The organism is Shewanella sp. 10N.286.51.B8 (assembly GCF_041469325.1).
Lineage (GTDB): Bacteria > Pseudomonadota > Gammaproteobacteria > Enterobacterales > Shewanellaceae > Shewanella.
On record NZ_JBFRKG010000029.1, the window covers coordinates 53,902 to 75,856 of the forward strand.

The 21,955-nt window shown below is 42.0% G+C and carries 18 protein-coding genes; 7 read left to right on the plus strand and 11 right to left on the minus strand.

The window, feature by feature from the left end:
* Positions 1-8 precede the first annotated feature (8 nt).
* Positions 9-1,898 (minus strand): tRNA uridine-5-carboxymethylaminomethyl(34) synthesis enzyme MnmG, encoded by a 1,890-nt coding sequence (mnmG, locus tag AB4160_RS11535; protein WP_372004698.1) that lies wholly within the window; start codon positions 1,896-1,898, stop codon positions 9-11.
* A gap of 490 nt (positions 1,899-2,388) precedes the next feature.
* Positions 2,389-2,829: an FMN-binding protein MioC gene (gene mioC / locus AB4160_RS11540; protein ID WP_102520267.1), complete on the minus strand. Its 441-nt coding sequence runs from the start codon at positions 2,827-2,829 to the stop codon at positions 2,389-2,391.
* Between the two features lie 180 nt (positions 2,830-3,009).
* Here mioC and AB4160_RS11545 point away from each other — a divergent pair, with 180 nt between their 5' ends.
* Positions 3,010-4,326: a sodium:alanine symporter family protein gene (locus AB4160_RS11545; RefSeq protein WP_241903457.1), complete on the plus strand. Its 1,317-nt coding sequence runs from the start codon at positions 3,010-3,012 to the stop codon at positions 4,324-4,326.
* A gap of 95 nt (positions 4,327-4,421) precedes the next feature.
* Here the strand turns inward: AB4160_RS11545 and fghA are convergent, their stop codons facing one another.
* Together fghA and AB4160_RS11555 are read right to left on the minus strand one after the other, a co-directional pair.
* A complete protein-coding gene (gene fghA, locus AB4160_RS11550) occupies positions 4,422-5,264 on the minus strand; it encodes an S-formylglutathione hydrolase (RefSeq protein WP_372004701.1) in 843 nt (280 codons plus the stop codon).
* Between the two features lie 77 nt (positions 5,265-5,341).
* Positions 5,342-6,472, minus strand: coding sequence for an S-(hydroxymethyl)glutathione dehydrogenase/class III alcohol dehydrogenase (locus AB4160_RS11555; protein WP_372004703.1), 1,131 nt, complete (start codon positions 6,470-6,472; stop codon positions 5,342-5,344).
* A gap of 142 nt (positions 6,473-6,614) precedes the next feature.
* Here AB4160_RS11555 and AB4160_RS11560 point away from each other — a divergent pair, with 142 nt between their 5' ends.
* Positions 6,615-7,484, plus strand: coding sequence for a LysR substrate-binding domain-containing protein (locus tag AB4160_RS11560; protein WP_372004706.1), 870 nt, complete (start codon positions 6,615-6,617; stop codon positions 7,482-7,484).
* Positions 7,485-7,526: 42 nt separating this feature from the next.
* On the opposite strand, the gene AB4160_RS11565 is transcribed toward AB4160_RS11560, so the two are convergent.
* The 6 genes from AB4160_RS11565 to rpmH all read right to left on the minus strand — a co-directional run bounded on the left by AB4160_RS11565 (position 7,527) and on the right by rpmH (position 11,951).
* On the minus strand, positions 7,527-8,138 hold the full coding sequence (locus AB4160_RS11565; protein ID WP_102436406.1) for a PolC-type DNA polymerase III: 612 nt from the start codon (positions 8,136-8,138) through the stop codon (positions 7,527-7,529).
* 8 nt (positions 8,139-8,146) lie between these two features.
* Positions 8,147-9,505 carry a tRNA uridine-5-carboxymethylaminomethyl(34) synthesis GTPase MnmE gene (gene mnmE, locus AB4160_RS11570; protein WP_372004708.1) on the minus strand — a complete coding sequence of 453 codons (1,359 nt, stop codon included), beginning with the start codon at positions 9,503-9,505 and terminating at the stop codon, positions 8,147-8,149.
* 82 nt (positions 9,506-9,587) lie between these two features.
* Positions 9,588-11,216, minus strand: a complete 1,629-nt coding sequence (yidC, locus tag AB4160_RS11575; RefSeq protein WP_102436410.1) for a membrane protein insertase YidC — start codon at positions 11,214-11,216, stop codon at positions 9,588-9,590.
* 3 nt (positions 11,217-11,219) lie between these two features.
* Entirely contained in the window at positions 11,220-11,474 is a 255-nt protein-coding gene (yidD, locus tag AB4160_RS11580) for a membrane protein insertion efficiency factor YidD (protein WP_076541774.1), read from the minus strand.
* Positions 11,441-11,797 (minus strand): ribonuclease P protein component, encoded by a 357-nt coding sequence (rnpA, locus tag AB4160_RS11585; protein WP_076541772.1) that lies wholly within the window; start codon positions 11,795-11,797, stop codon positions 11,441-11,443. The genes yidD and rnpA overlap by 34 nt, the downstream gene beginning before the upstream one ends.
* 16 nt (positions 11,798-11,813) lie before the next feature.
* The gene (gene rpmH / locus AB4160_RS11590) at positions 11,814-11,951 is read right to left on the minus strand and encodes a 50S ribosomal protein L34 (protein WP_011867659.1); all 138 of its coding nucleotides are present in this window, start codon (positions 11,949-11,951) and stop codon (positions 11,814-11,816) included.
* Positions 11,952-12,399: 448 nt separating this feature from the next.
* On the opposite strand from rpmH, the gene dnaA reads away from it, so the two are divergent.
* The 5 genes from dnaA (at position 12,400) to AB4160_RS11615 (ending at position 19,764) form a co-directional block, all read left to right on the plus strand.
* The gene (dnaA, locus tag AB4160_RS11595; RefSeq protein WP_076541770.1) at positions 12,400-13,788 is read left to right on the plus strand and encodes a chromosomal replication initiator protein DnaA; all 1,389 of its coding nucleotides are present in this window, start codon (positions 12,400-12,402) and stop codon (positions 13,786-13,788) included.
* A gap of 19 nt (positions 13,789-13,807) precedes the next feature.
* Positions 13,808-14,908, plus strand: coding sequence for a DNA polymerase III subunit beta (gene dnaN, locus AB4160_RS11600; RefSeq protein WP_102436412.1), 1,101 nt, complete (start codon positions 13,808-13,810; stop codon positions 14,906-14,908).
* Positions 14,909-15,030: 122 nt separating this feature from the next.
* The gene (gene recF / locus AB4160_RS11605) at positions 15,031-16,113 is read left to right on the plus strand and encodes a DNA replication/repair protein RecF (RefSeq protein ID WP_102475866.1); all 1,083 of its coding nucleotides are present in this window, start codon (positions 15,031-15,033) and stop codon (positions 16,111-16,113) included.
* Between the two features lie 15 nt (positions 16,114-16,128).
* Positions 16,129-18,546 (plus strand): DNA topoisomerase (ATP-hydrolyzing) subunit B, encoded by a 2,418-nt coding sequence (gene gyrB, locus AB4160_RS11610; protein ID WP_102436416.1) that lies wholly within the window; start codon positions 16,129-16,131, stop codon positions 18,544-18,546.
* A gap of 114 nt (positions 18,547-18,660) precedes the next feature.
* Positions 18,661-19,764 (plus strand): HDOD domain-containing protein, encoded by a 1,104-nt coding sequence (locus tag AB4160_RS11615; RefSeq protein WP_372004710.1) that lies wholly within the window; start codon positions 18,661-18,663, stop codon positions 19,762-19,764.
* 117 nt (positions 19,765-19,881) lie between these two features.
* Here AB4160_RS11615 and glyS read toward each other — a convergent pair whose 3' ends face one another.
* A complete protein-coding gene (gene glyS, locus AB4160_RS11620) occupies positions 19,882-21,951 on the minus strand; it encodes a glycine--tRNA ligase subunit beta (protein ID WP_372004713.1) in 2,070 nt (689 codons plus the stop codon).
* Positions 21,952-21,955 lie beyond the last annotated feature (4 nt).

The window sequence follows — 21,955 nt, forward strand, 5'->3', positions numbered from 1 at the left end:
GCTGGGATTTATGCGCTTTTACGCAATAAACCACGCTTTTTAAGATGAACCAGCAAGATTGAGATCGCTGCCGGCGTCATTCCTGAAATTCTTGATGCTTGACCAATGGTTTCAGGTTTATGCTCATTCATCTTAGCGATCACTTCATTTGAAAGGCCTGGAACTTCTTGATAATCAAGATCAAGCGGCAAGATTGTGGTTTCATTACGAATCGCTTTATCAATTTCACCTTGCTGTCTTTGAATATAACCAGAATACTTCACTTGAATTTGAACTTGCTCTGCAGCACGTGGATCTTCAATCCCCGGTCCAAAACCTTCTAAACTCATTAATTTCTTATAATCCATTTCTGGACGACGAAGTAGATCTTCAAATGATGCTTCACGAGAAATTGGGGTATTAAGCTCTGGGTTTAATACATCAAGCAAAGGTGAATTATTATGAACCCAATTACTACGTAAACGTTGCAACTCAGTTTCAATCGATTCCATTTTTTCACTGAATAATGCCCAGCGATGATCATCAACTAAACCTAATTCACGACCTTTTTCTGTCAAGCGCAAATCAGCATTGTCTTCACGTAGTAGCAAACGATATTCAGCACGACTGGTGAACATACGGTATGGCTCTTTGGTACCTAAGGTTGATAAGTCATCAACTAACACCCCTAGGTAAGCTTGATCACGGCGTGGGCACCAAGCCTCTTTGCCTTGAACTTGCAATGACGCATTCATACCAGCTAGCAATCCTTGAGCACCGGCTTCTTCATAACCGGTAGTACCGTTAATTTGTCCAGCAAAGAACAAACCATTGATATTTTTAGTTTCAAGTGAATTTTTTAAATCTCTTGGATCAAAATAATCATATTCAATAGCGTAACCAGGACGAATGATTTCAGCATTTTCCATGCCTTGAATCGATCGCACCAAATTCAATTGCACATCAAATGGCAAACTGGTTGAGATCCCATTTGGATAGATCTCATTGGTGGTTAAGCCTTCAGGCTCAATAAAGATCTGATGCGATGATTTATCTGCAAAGCGATTTATTTTATCTTCGATCGATGGACAATAACGTGGTCCAATACCTTCGATCACCCCTGAATACATTGGGCTACGATCCATACCTCCACGAATAATATCGTGAGTTTTTTCATTGGTATGAGTGATATAACAAGATACTTGCTCAGGGTGTTGACTAACATCACCAATAAACGACATAACTGGCAAAGGTGAATCACCTTTTTGCTCAGCCATCTTGGAAAAATCAATGCTATAAGCGTCAATTCGTGGTGGGGTACCGGTTTTTAAGCGGCCAACACGAATTGGCAATTCTTTTAGTCGATTTGCTAAGGCAATCGCTGGCGGATCACCTGCTCGGCCACCACTGTAGTTTTCTAAACCAATATGGATTTTACCACTAAGGAATGTGCCTGTAGTTAACACTACGCTTGGCGCTTCAAAAGCGAGTCCCATCTGAGTGACTACACCAATTACTGTATTATTTTCAACAACTAAGTCATCTACCGCTTGTTGGAAAATGCGTAAATTAGGCTGGTGTTGTAAAATCTGTTGGATTTTTTGACGGTAAAGCGCTCTGTCAGCTTGAGCTCGAGTCGCTCTGACTGCTGGGCCCTTACTGGAATTTAATGTTCGAAATTGGATACCTGCAAAATCTGTTGCAGTAGCCATTGCACCACCAAGAGCATCAATTTCTTTAACTAAATGACCTTTTCCAATACCACCGATGGCAGGGTTACAAGACATTTGACCTAAAGTATCAATGTTATGTGTTAACAATAATGTTTTTGACCCCATTCTTGCGGCTGCTAGGGCAGCTTCAGTTCCGGCATGACCACCACCAACAACAATTACATCAAACCGTTCATGAAAATGCATTTTGTGACCTTGGATAAAAGTAAATTCGATATTGCAAAATTTAACTAGATTTCAAATCTAGGGCTTGCTTGAGCCGAGTATTTTAGCACTTGGTTTGCTTTTCGGGAATGATCAATTTTCTAGTTTCGATCTAACGGGCTTCGCTTAATAGATCTTAAGATCTTTAAATAGATCTTTTTATTACTATTACTATTAGGATCGCACTTTTCTGTGGGTAACTCATTTATTTGTTTATTTTCATAGGTTAACGACAAAACGATCCTGTGATCAATGAAGGATCAAACTCAATATAACTTGGGGATAGATCGGCTAGTTATCCACAGGGGTGATCTTCGAGTAGATCACCTTAAGATCTGTACAGCGTTATGATCGGTAAAAATAATAGCTTATCCACAAAGTTATGATCGTATTTTGCTTTTTGTGGATAAGATAGGTTGTTATTGTGGGTATAAATAAAGATGTTAACCAAGCTCTCTGGCTTTTTGGGGATCTAAATGGAGGATTGCCACTCTGAAAGCCAAGCTAGTGCCGGATCTTCTGGGACAGGATCCTTTTGAACATCAATTTGGATCTTATTCACAAACGGTTTTGCACCGAGCTGATCGAGTCTTGAAATTATTTTTTCAGGCCCAAGACAAAAAGTGTCGTAACTTGAGTCGCCAATTGCGCACAAAGCAAATTTTAACTCGCTTAGATCGCTATTTGAGGTCAATAATTGCTGATAAAAGGGTGCTAAATTGTCTGGAAGATCGCCTGCGCCATGAGTTGAACTGACAATGATCCACAGTGATTTAGGGTCAAGATCATCCAAGTTTGCGGCTAAATGAATGCAGGTTTGGTGGCCTATTTCGTTAAGCTGAGCCGCCATATCGTCGGCCACATATTCGGTTCCGCCTTGAGTTGAGCCCACTAAAATATCTATTTTTGCCATGTTTTATCCTAGATGATTACTGTTAAACACTACTTATAGGGTTAGTTTACGCCTATTTAGCATTGCACAAAGTGGTTTTTATCCGTATTTTCAATAATTACAATTTACAAAAAATTAACTTTTATTATGTCTCTGGTTTCAATTACGGCTCAAATGGCTGATTTAGCATGGGGGCCTCACATGCTGGTTTTACTGGTAGGTGGTGGGCTTTTCTTCCTGATTTATTCACGTTTTATTCCTTTTCGCTACATTGGCCACGCTATAAATATTGTCCGTGGTAAATATCCTGATAAAGGCGCTGTGGGGCATATTAGCCACGCAGGGGCGTTATCCAGTGCCATGGCCGGCACCGTTGGTATGGGTAATATTGGTAGTGTTGCAGTGGCTATTATGGTGGGTGGACCGGGGGCCATCTTTTGGATGTGGATTAGCGCTATTGTGGGAATGGCGACTAAATTTTTCACCTGTACCTTAGCTATTATGTATCGCGGCAAGGATGAAAATGGTGATGTGCAGGGGGGGCCCATGTACATAATCACTCAAGGTTTAAGCAAAAAATGGCACTTTTTAGCGGTATTTTTTTGTGTTGTTGGCCTTGTTGGTAATTTTCCGTTGTTTAATGCCAATCAATTAGTACAGATTATTCGTGAGTGGTTAATTGTTAAACCTGGCTATTTTCCCAGTGATCAATCCACCTTTTGGGTGGATTTAAGCTTAGGGATTGTGGTTATGCTGATCGTTGCCAGCGTGATATTAGGCGGGATTAAACGCATTGCTTCGGTGGCCACTAAAGTCGTGCCGTTAATGATCGTCATTTATATGGGCTGCGCTTTTTATGTTATTGCTGCCAATATTGCTGATATACCGAGTTATTTTAAGCTTATTATCACTGAAGCATTTTCACTTAATTCGGTTGGTGGTGGCATATTGGGCACCATGTTGATCGGTATCCGCCGAGCGGCTTTTTCAAATGAAGCGGGTATTGGCACTGAAGTAATGGCGCATGGTAGTGCCAAAACCAACGAACCAGTAAAAGAAGGCTTAGTGGCCATGCTGGGTCCTGCTATTGATACCTTATTAGTGTGCACTGCCACGGCAATGATCATTTTAATTTCGGGGGTGTGGCAAGGAACTGAAGCTGAGGGGGTTAATTTATCGGCTCAAGCCTTTGAAGTTACTATGCCGGGCGTGGGTCCGTATTTGCTGATCCTTTGCGTGGTATTTTTCAGTATCAGCACCATTTTTACTCAAGCATTTTATGGTGGTCAGTGCTTTGCATTTTTATTTGGTCGCAAAAGATTACGCCTATATCAATTATTTTTCTTGCTGGCTATACTGTTTGCTGCAACAGCAACCATTCAAGAAATCGTTAATATTATTGATGCTGCCTATGCTTTAATGGCGATTCCAACCATGACCTCTGCAATTTTATTAGCCCCTAAAGTCAGAGCCGCTTCTAAGAAGTACTTTGCAAAATTGGCGCAAAATAATTCATAAATGTGTCGTGAATTCTAAAATATATTCATTATAACGGATCAAAAAGGGAGTGATTATTCACTCCCTTTTTGTGTTCGGTCATAACAAATAATGACTTACTTTAATAAGTACTTTGCATGAAACCGAAGATGATCTTCAATAAAGCTACTGATAAAGAAATAACTGTGATCATAGCCTTCCTGCATGCGTAAGGTCAGCGGGTATTGCTGAGCTTTAGCGGCTTCAATTAAGCTTTCAGGTTTTAGTTGTTCAACTAGAAAGTTATCTTCAGTGCCTTGATCCACCAGCATAGGTACCTTAACCATCGAGTTTTTCATTAACTCGCTGCTGTCGTATTCAGCCCAGCTTGTTTGATCTGATCCTAAATAACCGTTAAAAGCCTTTTGCCCCCAAGGGCAATTTATCGGATTACAGATCGGACTAAAGGCTGAAATAGATTGATATTGCTGCGGATTTTTAAGTCCTATGGTAATGGCGCCATGACCGCCCATAGAGTGGCCACTGATACTGCGCATGCTTGTCACTGGAAAATGCTGCTCAATAAAGGCTGGCAATTCTTTTACCACATAGTCATACATTTGATAGTGGGTATTAAAGGGTGCTTGGGTAGCATTAAGATAAAATCCGGCGCCTAAACCAAAGTCATAAGCGCCATTGGCATCATCTCCGACATTTTCACCGCGCGGGCTGGTATCTGGAGCCACAATAGCAATGCCAAGCTCTGCTGCGACTCGTTGAATGCCTGATTTTTGCATCACGTTTTCGTCGGTGCAGGTGAGGCCTGACAACCAATATAGCACCGGCACTTTTTGTGATGCTGCTTGTGGCGGCAGATAAATGGCAAAGCGCATTTGGCAGTTTAACGTATCAGAGTGATGGCTATATTGTTTTAACCAGCCGCCGAACATTTTATTACTACTGATGTTTTCTAAAGTCATTTGATTGGTCACTTTTTATAAAAATGCCCTTAGCGTAAGGTTAAGGGCATGATATTTATCGAATACGGCAATAAGATTTACTTATCGAAGTGAATGACACTGCGGATACTTTCACCGCTGTGCATCAGATCAAAAGCATCATTAATCCCTTCAAGCCCCATAGTGTGAGTAATGAAATGGTCTAGTTTGAATTCGCCGTTGAGATATTGCTCAACAATACCGGGTAATTGACTGCGCCCTTTAACGCCACCAAATGCACTTCCTTTCCATACTCGACCAGTCACTAGTTGAAATGGTCGAGTAGATATTTCTTGGCCTGCGCCAGCAACACCAATAATCACCGATTCGCCCCAACCTTTATGACAACACTCTAACGCGCTGCGCATAACGTTGACGTTACCGATACATTCAAATGAGAAATCTACGCCGCCATCGGTCATTTCCACAATGACATCCTGAATCGGTTTGTCATAATTTTTTGGATTAATGCAATCAGTCGCACCCAGTTTGGTGGCGAGTTCAAATTTAGATTCATTTAAATCAATGCCGATAATGCGTGATGCTCCGGCCATGGTTGCGCCAATAATGGCTGATAAACCAATGCCGCCTAGACCGAAAATGGCCACAGTATCGCCTTTTTGGACTTTAGCTGTGTTCAATACCGCGCCCATACCGGTTGTTACACCACAACCGAGTAAACACACTTCTTCAAGTGGTGCGTCTTTATTGACTTTCGCTAATGAAATTTCTGGTAATACAGTATATTCAGAGAAGGTTGAACACCCCATGTAATGGAAAATAGGCTGGCCATCTATATAAAAACGGGTAGTGCCATCAGGCATTAAGCCTTTGCCTTGGGTTTCACGAACTGCACTACAAAGGTTGGTTTTACCTGAAGTGCAGAATTTACATGTACCGCATTCTGCGGTGTATAACGGAATAACATGGTCGCCGACTTTGACACTGGTAACACCTTCACCAACCATCTCTACAATTCCGCCACCTTCATGACCTAAAATAGCCGGGAAAACACCTTCTGGATCATCGCCAGATAAGGTAAATGCATCGGTGTGGCAAACACCAGAAGCGATGATTTTCACCATGACTTCACCCGCTTTTGGATACATCACGTCGACTTCTTCAACCGATAATGGCTGTCCTGGTCCCCATGCAATAGCGGCCTTAGATTTCATAAATTGTGCTGACATTGTGTTTGTCCTTTTAACGTTAACCATAAAAGTGGATCTACTTAGTGTAGATGAGGCTCAGTAGATGATGGATCTATTGTATTTATTTTCTGTCAGTTGATAATGGGCTATAAATACAATTTACTTTTACGAGGTGGTAATAATGTTGCCATGGGAAGGGGTTTACGAATTTGTCGCGGTGGCTGAAACGGATAGCTTTACGGCAGCAGGTAAACGTTTAGCTATTTCGACCGCGCAAGTGAGCCGCCAAATTAGCCAAATTGAAAATAGGTTAAGCACAAAATTGTTTTATCGCACCACCCGTAAAGTGTCGTTAACTGAAGAAGGCCATATATTTTATCGCCATTGCCGCCAAGTTATCGATGGACTTGAAGAAGCTGAGCGGGCTATAAGTAGTTTGCAAAATAAACCCCAAGGGTTAATTAAGCTTACCGCACCAGTGACCTATGGTGAGTCATTTGTGATGCCGATTGTCACTGACTATATGCAGCAGCACCCTGATGTTGAAGTGATTTGTGAGTTAACTAACAGGCAGTTAGATTTAGTGGAAGGCGGCTATGATTTAGCGATTAGGTTAGGGCGTTTACCTGATTCGAGCATGATGGCAAAGCGCTTAACCAGCCGTGAGCAGTTTGTTTGCGCCGCCCCTGATTATATTAATCGTTTCGGCGCGCCTTATTCATTATCAGAATTAAGTCTGCATAATTGTTTGGTTGGCTCGCAGCCGCACTGGCATTTCAATGAACAGGGCCAAGCAAGAAGTATTAAAGTGCAGGGGAATCTGCAGTGCAGTAGTGGTATTAGTTTACTCAATGCCGCGATTAAAGGCTTGGGGATTGTGCAGCTACCGGGTTATTACGTGGCAGAGGCGATAGCTGCGGGCAAGCTTTCGGTTATTTTAGAATCTTATAAGCAGCAGCAAGAGGGGATTTGGGCTTTGTATCCTCACAATCGGCATTTGTCACCCAAAGTGAGGTTACTGGTGGATAAGCTCGCCGCTGAATTACCTTAACGAGCCGTATCATGGGTTATTTTAGTTGCTATAAGTTAGCCGTTATAAAGATTGTAAGTAACCATTAACTTGGGCTTTAGGGCGCTTTGAAATCTGGTTAATCAGCTCAAAAGTAATCGCTTTATGGGGCAGTTGCTGTTGCAGCAGCTGCAGTTGATGATTCCATAAATGTGCTGTCATGGTGGCATCGGCTAATGCGCGGTGAAACACGCCATCATTAGGCAGCTGATGATATTCAACTAAGGTGCCTAATTTATGGTTTGGCGCATCTTGGCTAATGCGGCGCGACAGTAATAATGAACAGGCAAATTGGCCAGAATATTGTTGCTGACAATGCTCAAACTCGGCATCTAAAAACTTCTTATCAAAGCTGGCGTTGTGGGCCACTAAGTTAAAGTCTTCAATAAAATCGGCAAAGCGAGTCATGACTGCTTCACAAGAATCTGCCTCTTTAAGCATGGCATTGGTGATGCCGGTGTAATTTTCAATAAAACTGTTTACCGATCTACCCGGATTCATTAATTCTTGAAAGCTATCGACGATCACGCCATCAATGAGTTTTACCGCACCAATTTCGATGGCGCGATCTGCATTATTAGGTGATAAGCCTGTGGTTTCGAAATCGAGCACGATAACCTTATTTGCCAATATCATGAGCGATCCTATTTACCAATACAGAATGAGCTAAAGATTTTACCCAGCAGATCATCTGAGGTGAACTTACCGGTAATTTCAGATAGCGCCATTTGGCACATACGTAATTCTTCTGCTAATAACTCGCCGGCTAAATACACTTCTAACTGCTCTTTACCCAGTTGTAAGTGACTGGCAGCTAAATCTAGGGCTTCTAAATGACGACGACGGGCAATAAAACCACCTTCAAGGTTACTTTGATAACCCATTAATGATTTAAGGTGCTGTTTAAGTTCTTCAATTCCTAAGCCGGTTTTAGCTGATATGCGATAAACGCTGTAGCCATGTTCATCGGTGGTCATTACTGGCTCACCGGTTAAGTCGGCTTTGTTACGAATAACGGTGACACCAAGTTTTTTCGGTAAACGGTCAATAAAATCTGGCCAAATATCGTGAGGATTTACATCGGTTGTGGTGGTGCCATCAACCATAAATAGTACTCTGTCTGCTGAGGCTATTTCATCCCAGGCACGTTCAATACCTATTTTTTCTACGGTATCAGCAGTATCACGTAAACCTGCAGTATCAATAATATGCAGTGGCATGCCATCAAGGTGAATATGTTCACGCAGCACATCACGGGTAGTACCTGCAATTTCAGTCACAATAGCGGATTCTTTACCTGCGAGGGCATTTAATAGGCTTGATTTACCAGCATTAGGGCGACCAGCAATCACCACTTTCATGCCTTCACGAATAATTGAGCCTTGCTTGGCACTGGCTTGCACTAAATCTAATTTGGCGATGATGTTATACAGCGAGTTAGCAATTTTACCGTCAGATAAGAAGTCGACTTCCTCATCAGGGAAATCAATCGCGGCTTCAACATACAGGCGCAAGTTAGTCACTTGTTCGACTAATTGATGCACTTCATCAGAAAACTCGCCCTGAAGTGAGTTTAACGCGCTCTTAGCGGCTTGTTCACTGGTGGCATCAATCAAATCGGCAATGGCTTCTGCTTGGGTTAAATCCAGCTTGTCGTTCATAAAGGCTTGCTCGCTAAATTCACCGGGCTTAGCGATACGAATGCCATCTACTTCCATCACGCGTTTGATCAGCATATCAAGCACAATTTGGCCGCCATGACCTTGAAGCTCTAAAACATCTTCACCGGTAAATGAGTTGGGTCCCTTAAAAAACAGTGCGATTCCTTGATCAATGACCTCGTCTGACGCGCTTTTAAAATCACAGTAATCGGCATAACGGGTTTTAGGTAAATGGCCTAATACGCTATGTGCGACTGCAGTGGCTTTATCGCCTGAAACGCGAATGATACCTACGCCGCCACGACCTGGTGCGGTTGCTTGTGCCACGATAGTGTCTGTCATTGAGGAAAACCTTGTTGAAAATAGTAAAGGAAAAGGCGGCTTAATAGCCGCCTTTGTAGATTATATCAGTTTGAGCTATGACTTATTTTAAGCCTTTTTTCTCTAAACCTGCATAAATAATCTTTTGCTGCGTGATAGCCACTAAGTTACCCACTAACCAGTATAGAACTAGACCGGCTGGGAACCATAGGAAGAACACAGTAAAGATAACTGGCATCCACTGCATCATTTTCACTTGCATAGGATCCATAGTCGGTGCCATTGGTTGCATTTTTTGCATTAACCACATAGACACACCCATTAATAATGGTAATACATAGTAAGGATCTTGAACCGACAAATCGGTAATCCAAAGCATGAATGGCGCATGGCGTAATTCATAGCTTTCTAGTAATACCCAATACAAGGCGATGAAAATTGGCATTTGCAGCAAGATAGGAAGACAGCCACCCATAGGGTTAACTTTCTCTTTCTTATACAGCTCCATCATGGCTTGACCCATTTTCTGGCGGTCATCACCTAAGCGTTCTTTCATTTCTGTCAGTTTAGGCTGCAAGTTACGCATTTTAGCCATTGACGAGTATTGTGCTTTGGTTAGCGGGTATAAAAGACCACGCACGGTTAGGGTAATTAAAATAATCGCCACACCCCAGTTACCTACAAAGGATTGATAGAACATCAATAACCAGTGAATTGGGATAGCTAACCACCAAAGGAAACCATAATCTACAACAAGGTTTAATGTTTCAGAAATTTTAGATAAAGCTTCTTGGTTTTTAGGGCCAACATAGAATTGGGCACTAATGGTTTGCTGTGCACCTGGTGCAATATCATGTACCGCGCCGCGGAAACCAACATTGGCTTGGCCGCCAGCACTCATGCTGGTAAAAATAGTATTTGAATCAGCTGCAGGCGGCACCCAAGCTGATACAAAGTAGTGTTGTAGCATTGCTGCCCAACCACCTAGTGTCTGTTGGTTTAGGTTACTTTTTGCAATGTCATCAAAGTCATACTTTTCGTAACGAACATCGCTAGTCGAGTATGCTGCACCACGGTAAGTTGGCATCATCATGCTGCTTTCAGATGCTTGTACAGTTTGTTTTATTTGACCATACATTTGCATTTGCAGCGGTGCTGAAGTGGTGTTGTTTACATTGTAATCAACAGTCACATCAAATTGACCACGGGTGAAGGTAAATACTTTGGTATATGCTGCGCCATTAGCATCAACATAATTAAGCGGTACTGATAAAGAATCTTGGCCATCGGCTAACACATAATTTTCAGATTCTGCTGAAAATTGAGCGCGACCATGGCGGCTGCTATCAATACCATCGCGGCCAATAAGACCACTTTGTGAGATGTAATTAAATGAACCATTTTGTTCAAGTATTACGAATGGGTCATCACTGTCTATTTCAACTTTATGATCAACTAATGCAGCATAAACAATATCACCGCCTACTGGGCTGATTTTAATGTCTAGTTGATCTGTTTTCACAGTAATTAAATTTTGTGTAGCAGGTAATTGAACAGGCATGCCTGCATCAGCCTCTGGTACATCGCTAACGTTTTGTGACGCAACATTAGTAGTCTGTGACGTTGTTTGGGCCGCTACTGGTTGCGGGGCTTTATCGTCTTGCCATGCTTGCCACATTAAAAAGCTGACAAAAAGCAGAGCGATAAGCATTAAATTACGTTGAGATTCCATAGCCTATTTGTTACACCTGTCGTTTTTAGGGGGGACGGGATCACTTCCGCCGGGATGTAAAGGATGACATTTTAGTATGCGTTTCGCCGCAAGCCAACAACCTTTCGCAGTTCCATGCGTTTTTATTGCATCAATTGCATAATAAGAGCATGTTGGATTGAATCTACAGCGGGGTCCCAGCATAGGGCTGATAAAGAGTTGGTAGCCACGAATAGCCTTTGTGGCTAACCATTGTAACGGCGACTGAGTTTGCGCCATAACTTCTCTATTAATTTATGTAGGTCTGCATTTTCCATATCAACCACGCCATTTCTTACCAAGACAACTATATCAAGGTCTGGAATATCATGCTGGTGTAAACGGAAATTAGTTCTTATCACTCGTTTAATGCGATTTCGGTCACTGGCATTTTTAACAAAACGTTTTGCGACAGTTAATCCAATACGAGGATGTTGCTCTGAATTTGGAATAGCAAGCAGAGTTATTTCAGCAGAAGATGCTTTGATGGGATTTGAAAATACAGATTTAAATTGCGCGGGAGTTAGCAAACGCAACTCCCGCGTAAAAGCATAGCTAGTCACTATGAATATCTACTGATTAAGCAGATAAACGAGCGCGACCTTTTGCACGACGACGTGCAATCACTTTACGGCCGCCTACAGTGGCCATACGTGCGCGGAAGCCGTGAGAACGCTTACGCTTCAGGTTGCTTGGTTGAAAAGTACGTTTACTCATTTTGGCAATCCGTATATTTAGTAGTTAATAAACCTTACATTCTTGAAATAAGACGCAAGGGCAAAAAAGAGGCCGAATTGTAATCACTTTAATCACTACCGTCAACTAGGAAAATGACTATATGAACAATTTTTACCAATTTAACTTTGATAAGTACCCTAAAAATCTACCACAGGATGTGGATAACTCTGTGTACCAACACAATATGTAGTGGATCTAAGATAGTTTTACTAGATCAAAGCCGCGCTATTATAGATCAATGTTGATCGGTTAATAAAGCAGGATCTATGAACAATTCATAATAAATAGATCGATTTTGATCTTCAAAGATCACAGATATCCACATACAATGATCAGCTTGGGGATAAAATTTTTTTTATCGATAGCGATCATTGAGATCTAACGATAGAATACCCCTCCTTCAACAAACGGTATTTAAGGATTTTTAGTGGCGGTTTCACTGTGGCAACAATGTATCGGCAGACTGCAAGACGAATTGTCTGCGCAGCAATTCAGTATGTGGATCCGTCCGCTGCAAGCTGAAATGGATGGTGATACCTTGGTACTTTATGCGCCGAATCGTTTTGTGCTCGATTGGGTTCGTGATAAGTATATCAATATCATTAATCAATTTTTCACTGAACAGTTAGGTGGCAATGCGCCTAAGCTGCGTTTTGATATTGGTAGTCGTCCGTCTGCAGCTAAACCTGCAGCACCAGTGATTGCTGAAATAAAGAAACCTCAAAATACCCATACTAAAGCGCGCGTTAGTACTTCGTTTAATACTCAAGCTGAACCGGTTGAGCATGCTAACCACCGCAGTAACATTAATCCGACTTACCAGTTTGATAATTTTGTTGAAGGTAAATCAAACCAACTGGGTAAAGCGGCTGCACTTCAAGTGGCTGAAAATCCAGGTGGCGCCTATAACCCACTATTTTTATATGGTGGTACTGGTTTAGGTAAAACCCATTTATTACACGCTGTTGGCAATGGGATCATCAAAAATAATCCCAATGCCAAAGTGGTTTACATGCATTCTGAGCGCTTTGTTCAGGACATGGTTAAAGCACTGCAAAATAACGCCATCGAAGATTTCAAACGTTACTACCGCAGTGTTGATGCATTATTTATTGATGACATTCAATTTTTTGCCAATAAAGATCGTTCTCAAGAAGAATTCTTCCATACCTTTAACGCATTACTTGAAGGTAACCATCAAGTCATTTTAACTTCGGATAAATATCCCAAGGAAATCGATGGTGTTGAAGATCGCTTAAAATCTCGCTTTGGTTGGGGCCTAACCGTTGCCATTGAACCGCCAGAACTTGAAACCCGTGTGGCGATCTTAATGCGTAAAGCACAAGAGAGCGGCATTAATCTGCCTGATGAAGTGGCATTTTTTATTGCTAAGCGTTTGCGCTCAAATGTGCGTGAATTAGAAGGCGCATTAAATCGCGTTATTGCTAATGCTAATTTTACCGGACGTCCAATTACCATTGATTTTGTCCGTGAAGCATTACGTGATTTACTGGCGTTACAAGAAAAGTTAGTCACCATTGATAATATTCAGAAAACCGTTGCTGAATATTACAAAATTAAAATGGCTGACATGTTATCTAAGCGCCGTTCGCGCAGTGTTGCCAGACCACGTCAAGTGGCAATGGCATTATCAAAAGAGTTAACTAACCAAAGCTTGCCTGAAATTGGTGACGCATTTGGTGGTCGTGATCATACTACTGTATTACATGCATGCAGAAAAATTGCTCAGTTACGTGAAGAAAGTCATGACATTAAAGAAGATTATGCTAACTTGATACGTACCTTATCTTCTTAATATCGGGAAATTGAGACGAATGAAATTTTCAATTGATAGGGATGCCCTATTAAAACCACTTCAGTTGGTTTGTGGCGCAGTAGAAAGACGCCATAACTTGCCAATTTTATCTAATCTACTTGTTGAAGTTAGTGAGGGCTCACTTAAGCTTACTGGTACGGACTTAGAGGTTGAGCTTGTCGGTCAAGCTCCCATCCAAGGTGAAGTTGAAGTGGGACGCACCACAGTTCCGGCTAAAAAATTATTAGATATTGTTAAATCTCTTCCTGAGCAAGTTGAAATTAAAATTGAGCAGCAAGAGAACAAATGGTTATTACGCTCAGGCCGTAGTCGTTTTTCACTGGCGACCTTGCCAGCATCAGATTATCCCAATGTTGAAGCGTTTGAAGCTGAAATTGAATTTAGCTTAAAGCAGGGCACTTTGAAGTCGATTATTGACTCGACACAATTTTCAATGGCAAACCAAGATGTGCGTTATTATCTAAATGGCTTGTTATTTGAAACCGCAGGTAACACCTTAAAGGCCATTGCCACAGACGGTCATCGCTTAGCATTAAGTCATCGTCAAATAGAAACCAGCTTACCTGAGAAGCAAGTGATTGTGCCGCGTAAAGGCGTGGTTGAAATGGCGCGTTTACTTGAAAGTGAAGACAGTGATATTACCATTGCGATTGGTGATAGTGCGATTCGTGCGATTACTGCCAATGCGGTATTCACCAGTAAATTAGTCGATGGTCGTTTCCCTGATTATCGTCGCGTATTACCTAAAGGCGGCACCAAAATTGTGGTGGCTAGTCGTAATCAATTAAAACAAGCGTTAACCCGTGCTTCTATTTTGTCGAATGAGAAGTTCAGAGGTGTGCGTATTCAGCTTGAGCCGGGATTATTGCGCATTACCGCCAATAACCCGGAGCAAGAAGAAGCAGAAGAGATTATCGATGTTGAATACAACTCAGATAACCTAGAAATTGGCTTTAACGTCAGCTATCTATTGGACGTATTAAATAATTTAGCCAGTGATGATGTTAGAATAACCTTAATAGACGGTAACTCAAGCGCACTAATTGAAAACCACGCAGAAGAAGACTCTATGTACGTGGTTATGCCAATGCGCTTATAAGTAAATAGTCGCTTAAACTTGATTAAGCGCCGTTTAACTATAACGTTTTACCCCAAGAAGGTGCTACATTAAGGCACCTTCTTTCGTTTCACTCTTTTTAAATTAGGGTCTGTTTATTTTCCATGAGTTTAACCCGCCTCAATATCGAACATTTCCGAAATATTTTGTCAGCGACATTAGCGCCAAGTGATGGGCTTAATTTAATTTATGGTGAAAATGGCAGTGGTAAAACCAGCATTTTAGAAGCCATTTATTTTCTCGGTATGGGGCGTTCGTTTCGTAGCCATCTGTCCCAGCGGGTTATCAATATTGAGCAAGATCAACTGACCTTGTTTGCCAAGCTCGAAATGCCTAATGGCGAAGCTAAATTAGGCCTTAGACGGTTCCGCAATGGCGACATTGATGTTAAATTTAATGGCGATAACGTGAAGCGATTATCGGTATTAGCTGAGACGTTACCTATTCAAGTTATCACCCCTGAAAGTTTTTCTTTACTATTTGAAGGCCCAAAAGCACGCCGGCAGTTTATCGACTGGGGAGCTTTTCATGCTGACAGTCATTTTTATACGGCATGGGTGAATACCAGAAGAATTTTAAAGCAAAGAAATCAGCTTCTTAGAGATGGAGCCTCTTACACCAATATACAATTTTGGGATAAGGAATTGGTGCGTTATGCTGAGCAGGTTACTTCGATACGAAATCAATATGTGGACTCGTTAAATGAGCTACTTAAGGGTATAATCGAAGAGTTTTTACCACGGGTTGATATTAAGGTTTCCTTTACCCGTGGCTGGGATAGCAAAACGGAATTTGCCGAGTTACTTAAAACTCAATATCACCGAGATTTAGCATCGGGAAATACCGGCAGTGGACCACATAAAGCGGATTTACGATTACGCGTTGGCAGCTTACCGGTACAGGATGCGTTATCCCGAGGACAGTTAAAATTATTAGTCTGTGCACTGCGCCTTGCACAGGGTAAATTGCTTCAAAAACAGCAAAACAAGCATAGTATTTACCTAGTGGATGATCTTCCATCTGAGTTAGATGCTCAGCATAGGCAACTATTACTAAAACAGTTAACCGAAACCGGTGCACAAATTTTTGTCACAGCGATTGATCCTGTTGCAATAGTCGATTCGCTGGCTAGCCCACCAAGTAAGATGTTTCATGTGGAACATGGGCAAGTCACGGTAGTTGAATAAAAACGAGAGAGAAATATGTCAGAGAATAGTTATGATTCTTCGAGTATTAAGGTTTTAAAAGGCCTTGATGCTGTTCGTAAGAGACCAGGGATGTACATCGGCGATACTGACGATGGTACAGGTCTTCATCACATGGTATTCGAAGTGGTCGATAACTCTATCGATGAAGCCTTAGCAGGCCACTGTAGTGACATTACTATCACCATTCATTCAGATGGCTCGGTATCAGTACAAGATGATGGCCGTGGTATTCCTGTAGAGGTTCATGAAGAAGAAGGTGTGTCCGCTGCCGAAGTTATTATGACGGTACTTCATGCCGGTGGTAAGTTTGATGATAACTCTTATAAAGTATCAGGTGGCTTACACGGTGTTGGTGTTTCGGTTGTAAACGCATTATCTGAAAAACTGCAAATGACCATTCGTCGTAACGGTAAAGTTTACGAGCAGTTTTATTCAATGGGTGTACCTGATACGCCAATCACCCCAGTGGGTGAATCAGAAAAAACCGGTACTTCAATCCGTTTCTGGCCAAGCAGTGAAACATTCTCAGATGTGCTATTCCACTTTGACATCTTGGCTAAACGTGTTCGTGAATTATCATTCTTGAACTCAGGTGTGGGTATCCGTTTAGTTGATGAACGTGATGGCCGTGATGAATTCTTTAAATACGAAGGCGGCATCAGTGCTTTCGTTGATTACCTTAACCTCAATAAAACGCCGGTGAATAAAGAGGTTTTCCACTTTACTCAAGAGCGTGAAGACGGCATTACCGTTGAAGTGGCAATGCAGTGGAATGACGGTTATCAAGAAAAGATTTTCTGTTTTACCAATAACATCCCACAACGTGATGGCGGTACTCACTTAGCGGGTTTCCGGGGTGCATTAACCCGTAACTTAAATAACTATATGGAGCGTGAAGGTTTCAATAAAAAAGGTAAAACCAATGCAACGGGTGATGATGCTCGTGAAGGGTTAACCGCGGTTATTTCAGTAAAAGTGCCAGATCCTAAATTCAGTTCACAAACTAAAGACAAGTTAGTGTCGAGTGAAGTGAAAGGTGCGGTTGAACAAACAATGGGTGAGCAATTAAATGATTACCTATTAGAAAACCCAACGTATGCAAAATTAATTGTTGGTAAAATCGTTGATGCGGCACGTGCTCGTGAAGCGGCGCGTAAAGCCCGTGAAATGACCCGTCGTAAAGGCGCATTAGATTTAGGTGGTTTGCCAGGTAAGCTTGCTGATTGCCAAGAGAAAGACCCTGGGCTTTCTGAAATATACATAGTGGAAGGGGACTCTGCTGGCGGATCAGCCAAGCAGGGACGTAACCGTAAAAACCAAGCTATTCTTCCGCTAAAAGGTAAAATTCTTAACGTTGAAAAAGCACGTTTCGATAAAATGTTATCTTCTCAAGAGGTCGCGACGCTGATCACGGCATTAGGTTGTGGTATTGGCCGTGATGATTATGATCCTGAGAAAACCCGTTATCACAACATCATCATCATGACCGATGCTGACGTCGATGGCTCGCACATTCGTACGCTGCTGTTGACTTTCTTCTTCCGTCAAATGCCAGAGTTGATTGAACGTGGTTACATCTATATTGCTCAACCACCTTTATTTAAAGTTAAAAAAGGTAAGCAAGAGCAGTACCTAAAAGATGAGCCAGCACTAACGGAATACTTAACCACTCAAGCGTTAGATGGTACTCATATTTACCCTTCTGCGGGTGCACCAGGTATGACAGGTGAGCCACTAGAGCGTTTAGTGAGCCAGTATCGTGAGGTTGAAGCGGTTATTGAGCGTTTAACTAAGCGTTACCCAACGGTTATTTGTAACCGTATGCTTTACCACCCAGCACTGAACAATGAAATGCTGGCTGACGAAGCACAAATGAAGCAGTGGTGTGATGCCTTTGTCGCTGACCTTATTGAGATTGAAACTGACGGCGTTATTTATAACATTGAACCACAATTAGATCCTGAGCGTCAGGTATACCTACCAAGCCTAACAATCCGTAAGCATGGTATTGATACTAACTACGTATTTAGTTACGACTTCTTCCAATCAAATGATTACCAACGTATTGCTAAGTTAGGCTCAGCATTAGACGGTATGATTGAAGAAGGCGGCTATGTTAAACGTGGCGAGCGTATGAAAGAAGTTGATAGCTTCTTAGAGGCGCTTGATTGGACTATGTCTGAAGCTAAACGTGGTTTGTACATCCAACGTTATAAAGGATTGGGTGAAATGAACCCTGAGCAATTGTGGGAAACTACAATGGATCCTGAAACTCGTCGTATGCTACAAGTCACCATTGAAGATGCCGTAGGCGCTGATCAATTGTTTACTTGTTTGATGGGCGATCAAGTTGAACCGCGTCGTGACTTCATTGAAACTAACGCGCTAAACGTTGCTAACTTAGACGTGTAGTCGAGTTTAAAATACATTAAATGGGTGCCTTAAGGCGCCCATTTTTTTATCGGTAATCTCTACAAACTCATCTTGTCACTGTTGTATATTTACCTGAAGTGTAGGTAATTTATTGTGTTTAAAAAGCTATTCAATAAGATTTTTAATTTAAGACCGGCCGTTGAGGTCAAACAAGCCAAAGCATTAAATGAGCAGCATTCATTGCTATCGGCTAACACCCAAGAGTCAAGCGCTACAGACTCGAAACTGTGCTCTAGTAACTCATATGTAAGGCAAACTAAATCATACATAAGCAACTCAAGTGAAACACCAGAAGAGGCGCAACAAATAGATTTGTCGGCGCTGTTTTATAGTCTACTTTTTCCTATGAGTAGCCATAAAACTGGTGGCATGGCTAATAATCTTGAACGTAGCATATTAGCCGAAATCGACATCGCTTTTAGTGCACCTCAAGATATTGCTGCCAAGGTGTTAAAACTGCCAAGGCGCATAACCGAGCTTGACCATAAACTATCCCAAGATGGGATTGAAACCAAACAAGTACTGCAGTTAATTGAGCAAGATCCGGTACTGAGCGTCGAAGTATTAAAGTTATGCAACTCAAGTGCTTTTAAGCGTTCAGGCAAAGATATTACTAATCTACACCAAGCTATTGTGCAGTTAGGGCGAGCGCAATTACGTCAGTTTGTTCGCAGTTGTTTAGTGAAAGAAATGATTGATATTAAGCCGATTTACTTTAGGCGTTTTGGCGCTGAAATTTGGCGTCATTCAATGCAAGTGGCTTTTATTGCCAGTGACTTAGCTGAAGAAGATGCTGATACGGTGTTTTTACTGGGATTACTTCATGATGTTGGCAAAATCGCCATTTTCAAAATGCTGCTGGATGCCTTTGAAAAAGCCGAGCCGGGTGAACAGCCAAGTTCGGCATTGTTTAAGCAAGTGATGACCACTAAGTCGTTAGGGCTAAGTGCGTTACTGGCGAAGCATTGGCAGCTGCCAGCACAGTTTGAGTTTCAGCTAGCACAATTAGCTAATTCTGATTATCGTCCAACAGACATGATGGCATTGGCTGTATGGCGGGCAAATATCATCAGTGAGTGTTCTATGTTGCGGCAAAAAGATAAACTTGAACAAGATGATTTACAGCAGCTATTGCAGCAAGTCGGTTTGAATCAATCTGAGTTTGATGTTTTCCATCAAAAACTGATTAGCTTTTAATATTTGATTCGAAGTCTTCATTTAAAAATAATCATGAGGCTTTAAAAATCAGCCAATAAAAAACGCGCTTAACTGATGTTAAAGCGCGTTTTTTTTACAACTTAATAGGGTTAACTATTATTGTAGTAGTGAGATATCTGCAGCATGTAAGAATTGCTCACGCAGGCTATTTAGTAATGCTAAGCGGTTATTCTTAAGGGCTTCATCATCAGCCATTACCATGACACCTTCAAAGAAGGCATCAACGCTTTCACGCAGGTTCGCCAGTAATGCTAACGCCTCTTGGTAGTTTGCCGCAGCAAATAATGGCGCAAGCTGTGGTTGCAGTTCAGCTAACTTTTCAGCTAATGCTTTCTCAGCAGGTTCAACCAATAAACTGGCATCAATGCTAGTGGCAGTCTCGCCTTCAACTTTGGCTAGAATGTTAGAAACACGCTTGTTAGCTGCAGCTAAAGCAGAGGCTTGCTCTAACGTTCTGAAGTGCGCCACAGCTTTAATACGGCTTTCAAAGTCAGCCGGTGCAGTAGGCTTACGTGCCAGCACTGCAAGAATAACGTCAACGCTGACGCCTTGATCTTGATACCAAGAGCGGAAACGACCCATGAAGAATTCAAGCACTTGCTCAGACACATTGTCGTTAGTGAGGTTTTCACCGTGTAATTGTTTTGCTTTATCAATTAAATCAACTAAGTCTAATGGCAAGTTGTTTTCTAAACAAATACGTAAAATACCAATCGCTGCACGACGCAGTGCGAATGGATCTGCAGCACCCTTAGGGGCTTGGCCAATACCGAAAATACCCACTAAGGTATCAAGCTTTTCAGCTAGCGCGACACAGATTGAAATAGGTGCAGTAGGCACGGTATCGCCAGAGAACTTTGGCTTGTATTGCTCAGCTAAAGCAACTGCGACAGCTTCAGTTTCACCATTTAAGCGTGCATAGTGCATGCCCATAGTGCCTTGAAGATCAGTAAACTCCATCACCATATTGGTCATTAAGTCTGACTTAGACAGTAAACCTGCACGGCTCGCTTCTTCGCTGTTGGCATCAATGCTGGTGGCAATAAAACCGGCTATTGCAGAGATACGTTCAACACGTTGTTTAATCGTGCCTAATTGCTTTTGGAATACAACCGTTTCTAAGCTAGCAAGGCGCGCTTCTAATGACTCTTTCTTATCTGTTTCAAAGAAGAACTCAGCATCAGCTAAACGAGGACGAACTACTTTTTCGTTACCTGAAATAATCTGCTGTGGATCTTTAGATTCGATATTAGTCACGAAGATAAAGTTTGGTAGCAACTGGCCGGCTTGATCAAATACAGGGAAGTATTTCTGATCGCCTTTCATGGTGTAAACCAAGGCTTCAGCCGGTACGTCTAAAAACTTTTCTTCAAAGCTAGCAGTTAAGACGACAGGCCATTCAACTAAAGAGGTGACTTCTTCAAGTAAGTCATCTTCAAGTTCTGCTACACCGCCAATGTCTTTGGCTGCAGCTTCAGCGTTAGTCTTGATAATATCTTTACGACGTTGGTAATCAGCTAAAACCTTACCTTGCTGCTCAAGAGCGGCTAAGTAGTTGTCAGCATGATCTAACTCGAAGGTATCAACGCCCATAAAGCGGTGACCACGAATAGTACGTGCTGATTTGATACCTAACAATTCACCATCAACTAACTCATCACCTAATAGCATAGTAACGGTATGAACCGGACGGATAAATTGTGTGGTGTTACTTCCCCAGCGCATTGGCTTAGGAATTGGTAACTTATCTAATGCTTTTTGCGCCATGGCTGCGATCAGTGATTTAGTTTCTACGCCAACCACTTTAGCTTGGTGTAATAACCATTCGCCTTTATCTGTTTTCAAGCGCTCAGCTTGTTCCACAGTGATGCCGTTACCACGAGCCCAGCCCATAGCTGCTTTCGTTGGGTTGCCATCAGCATCAAATGCTTGGGCAACAGCAGGGCCACGTTTTTCAACGACTTTGTCAGCTTGAGCTACAGCAAGTTGTTCAATGCTAATAGCTAAACGGCGCGGCGCAGCGTACCAAGTGGCTTTTTCAAAGGCCAACTCAGCTTTGGTTAGCTCTTCGCTGAAGTTAGCTAAAAATGATTCAGCTAATTTACGTAATGCTTTTGGCGGTAATTCTTCAGTACCCACTTCAATGAGTAAGTTTTCAACATTCATTCTA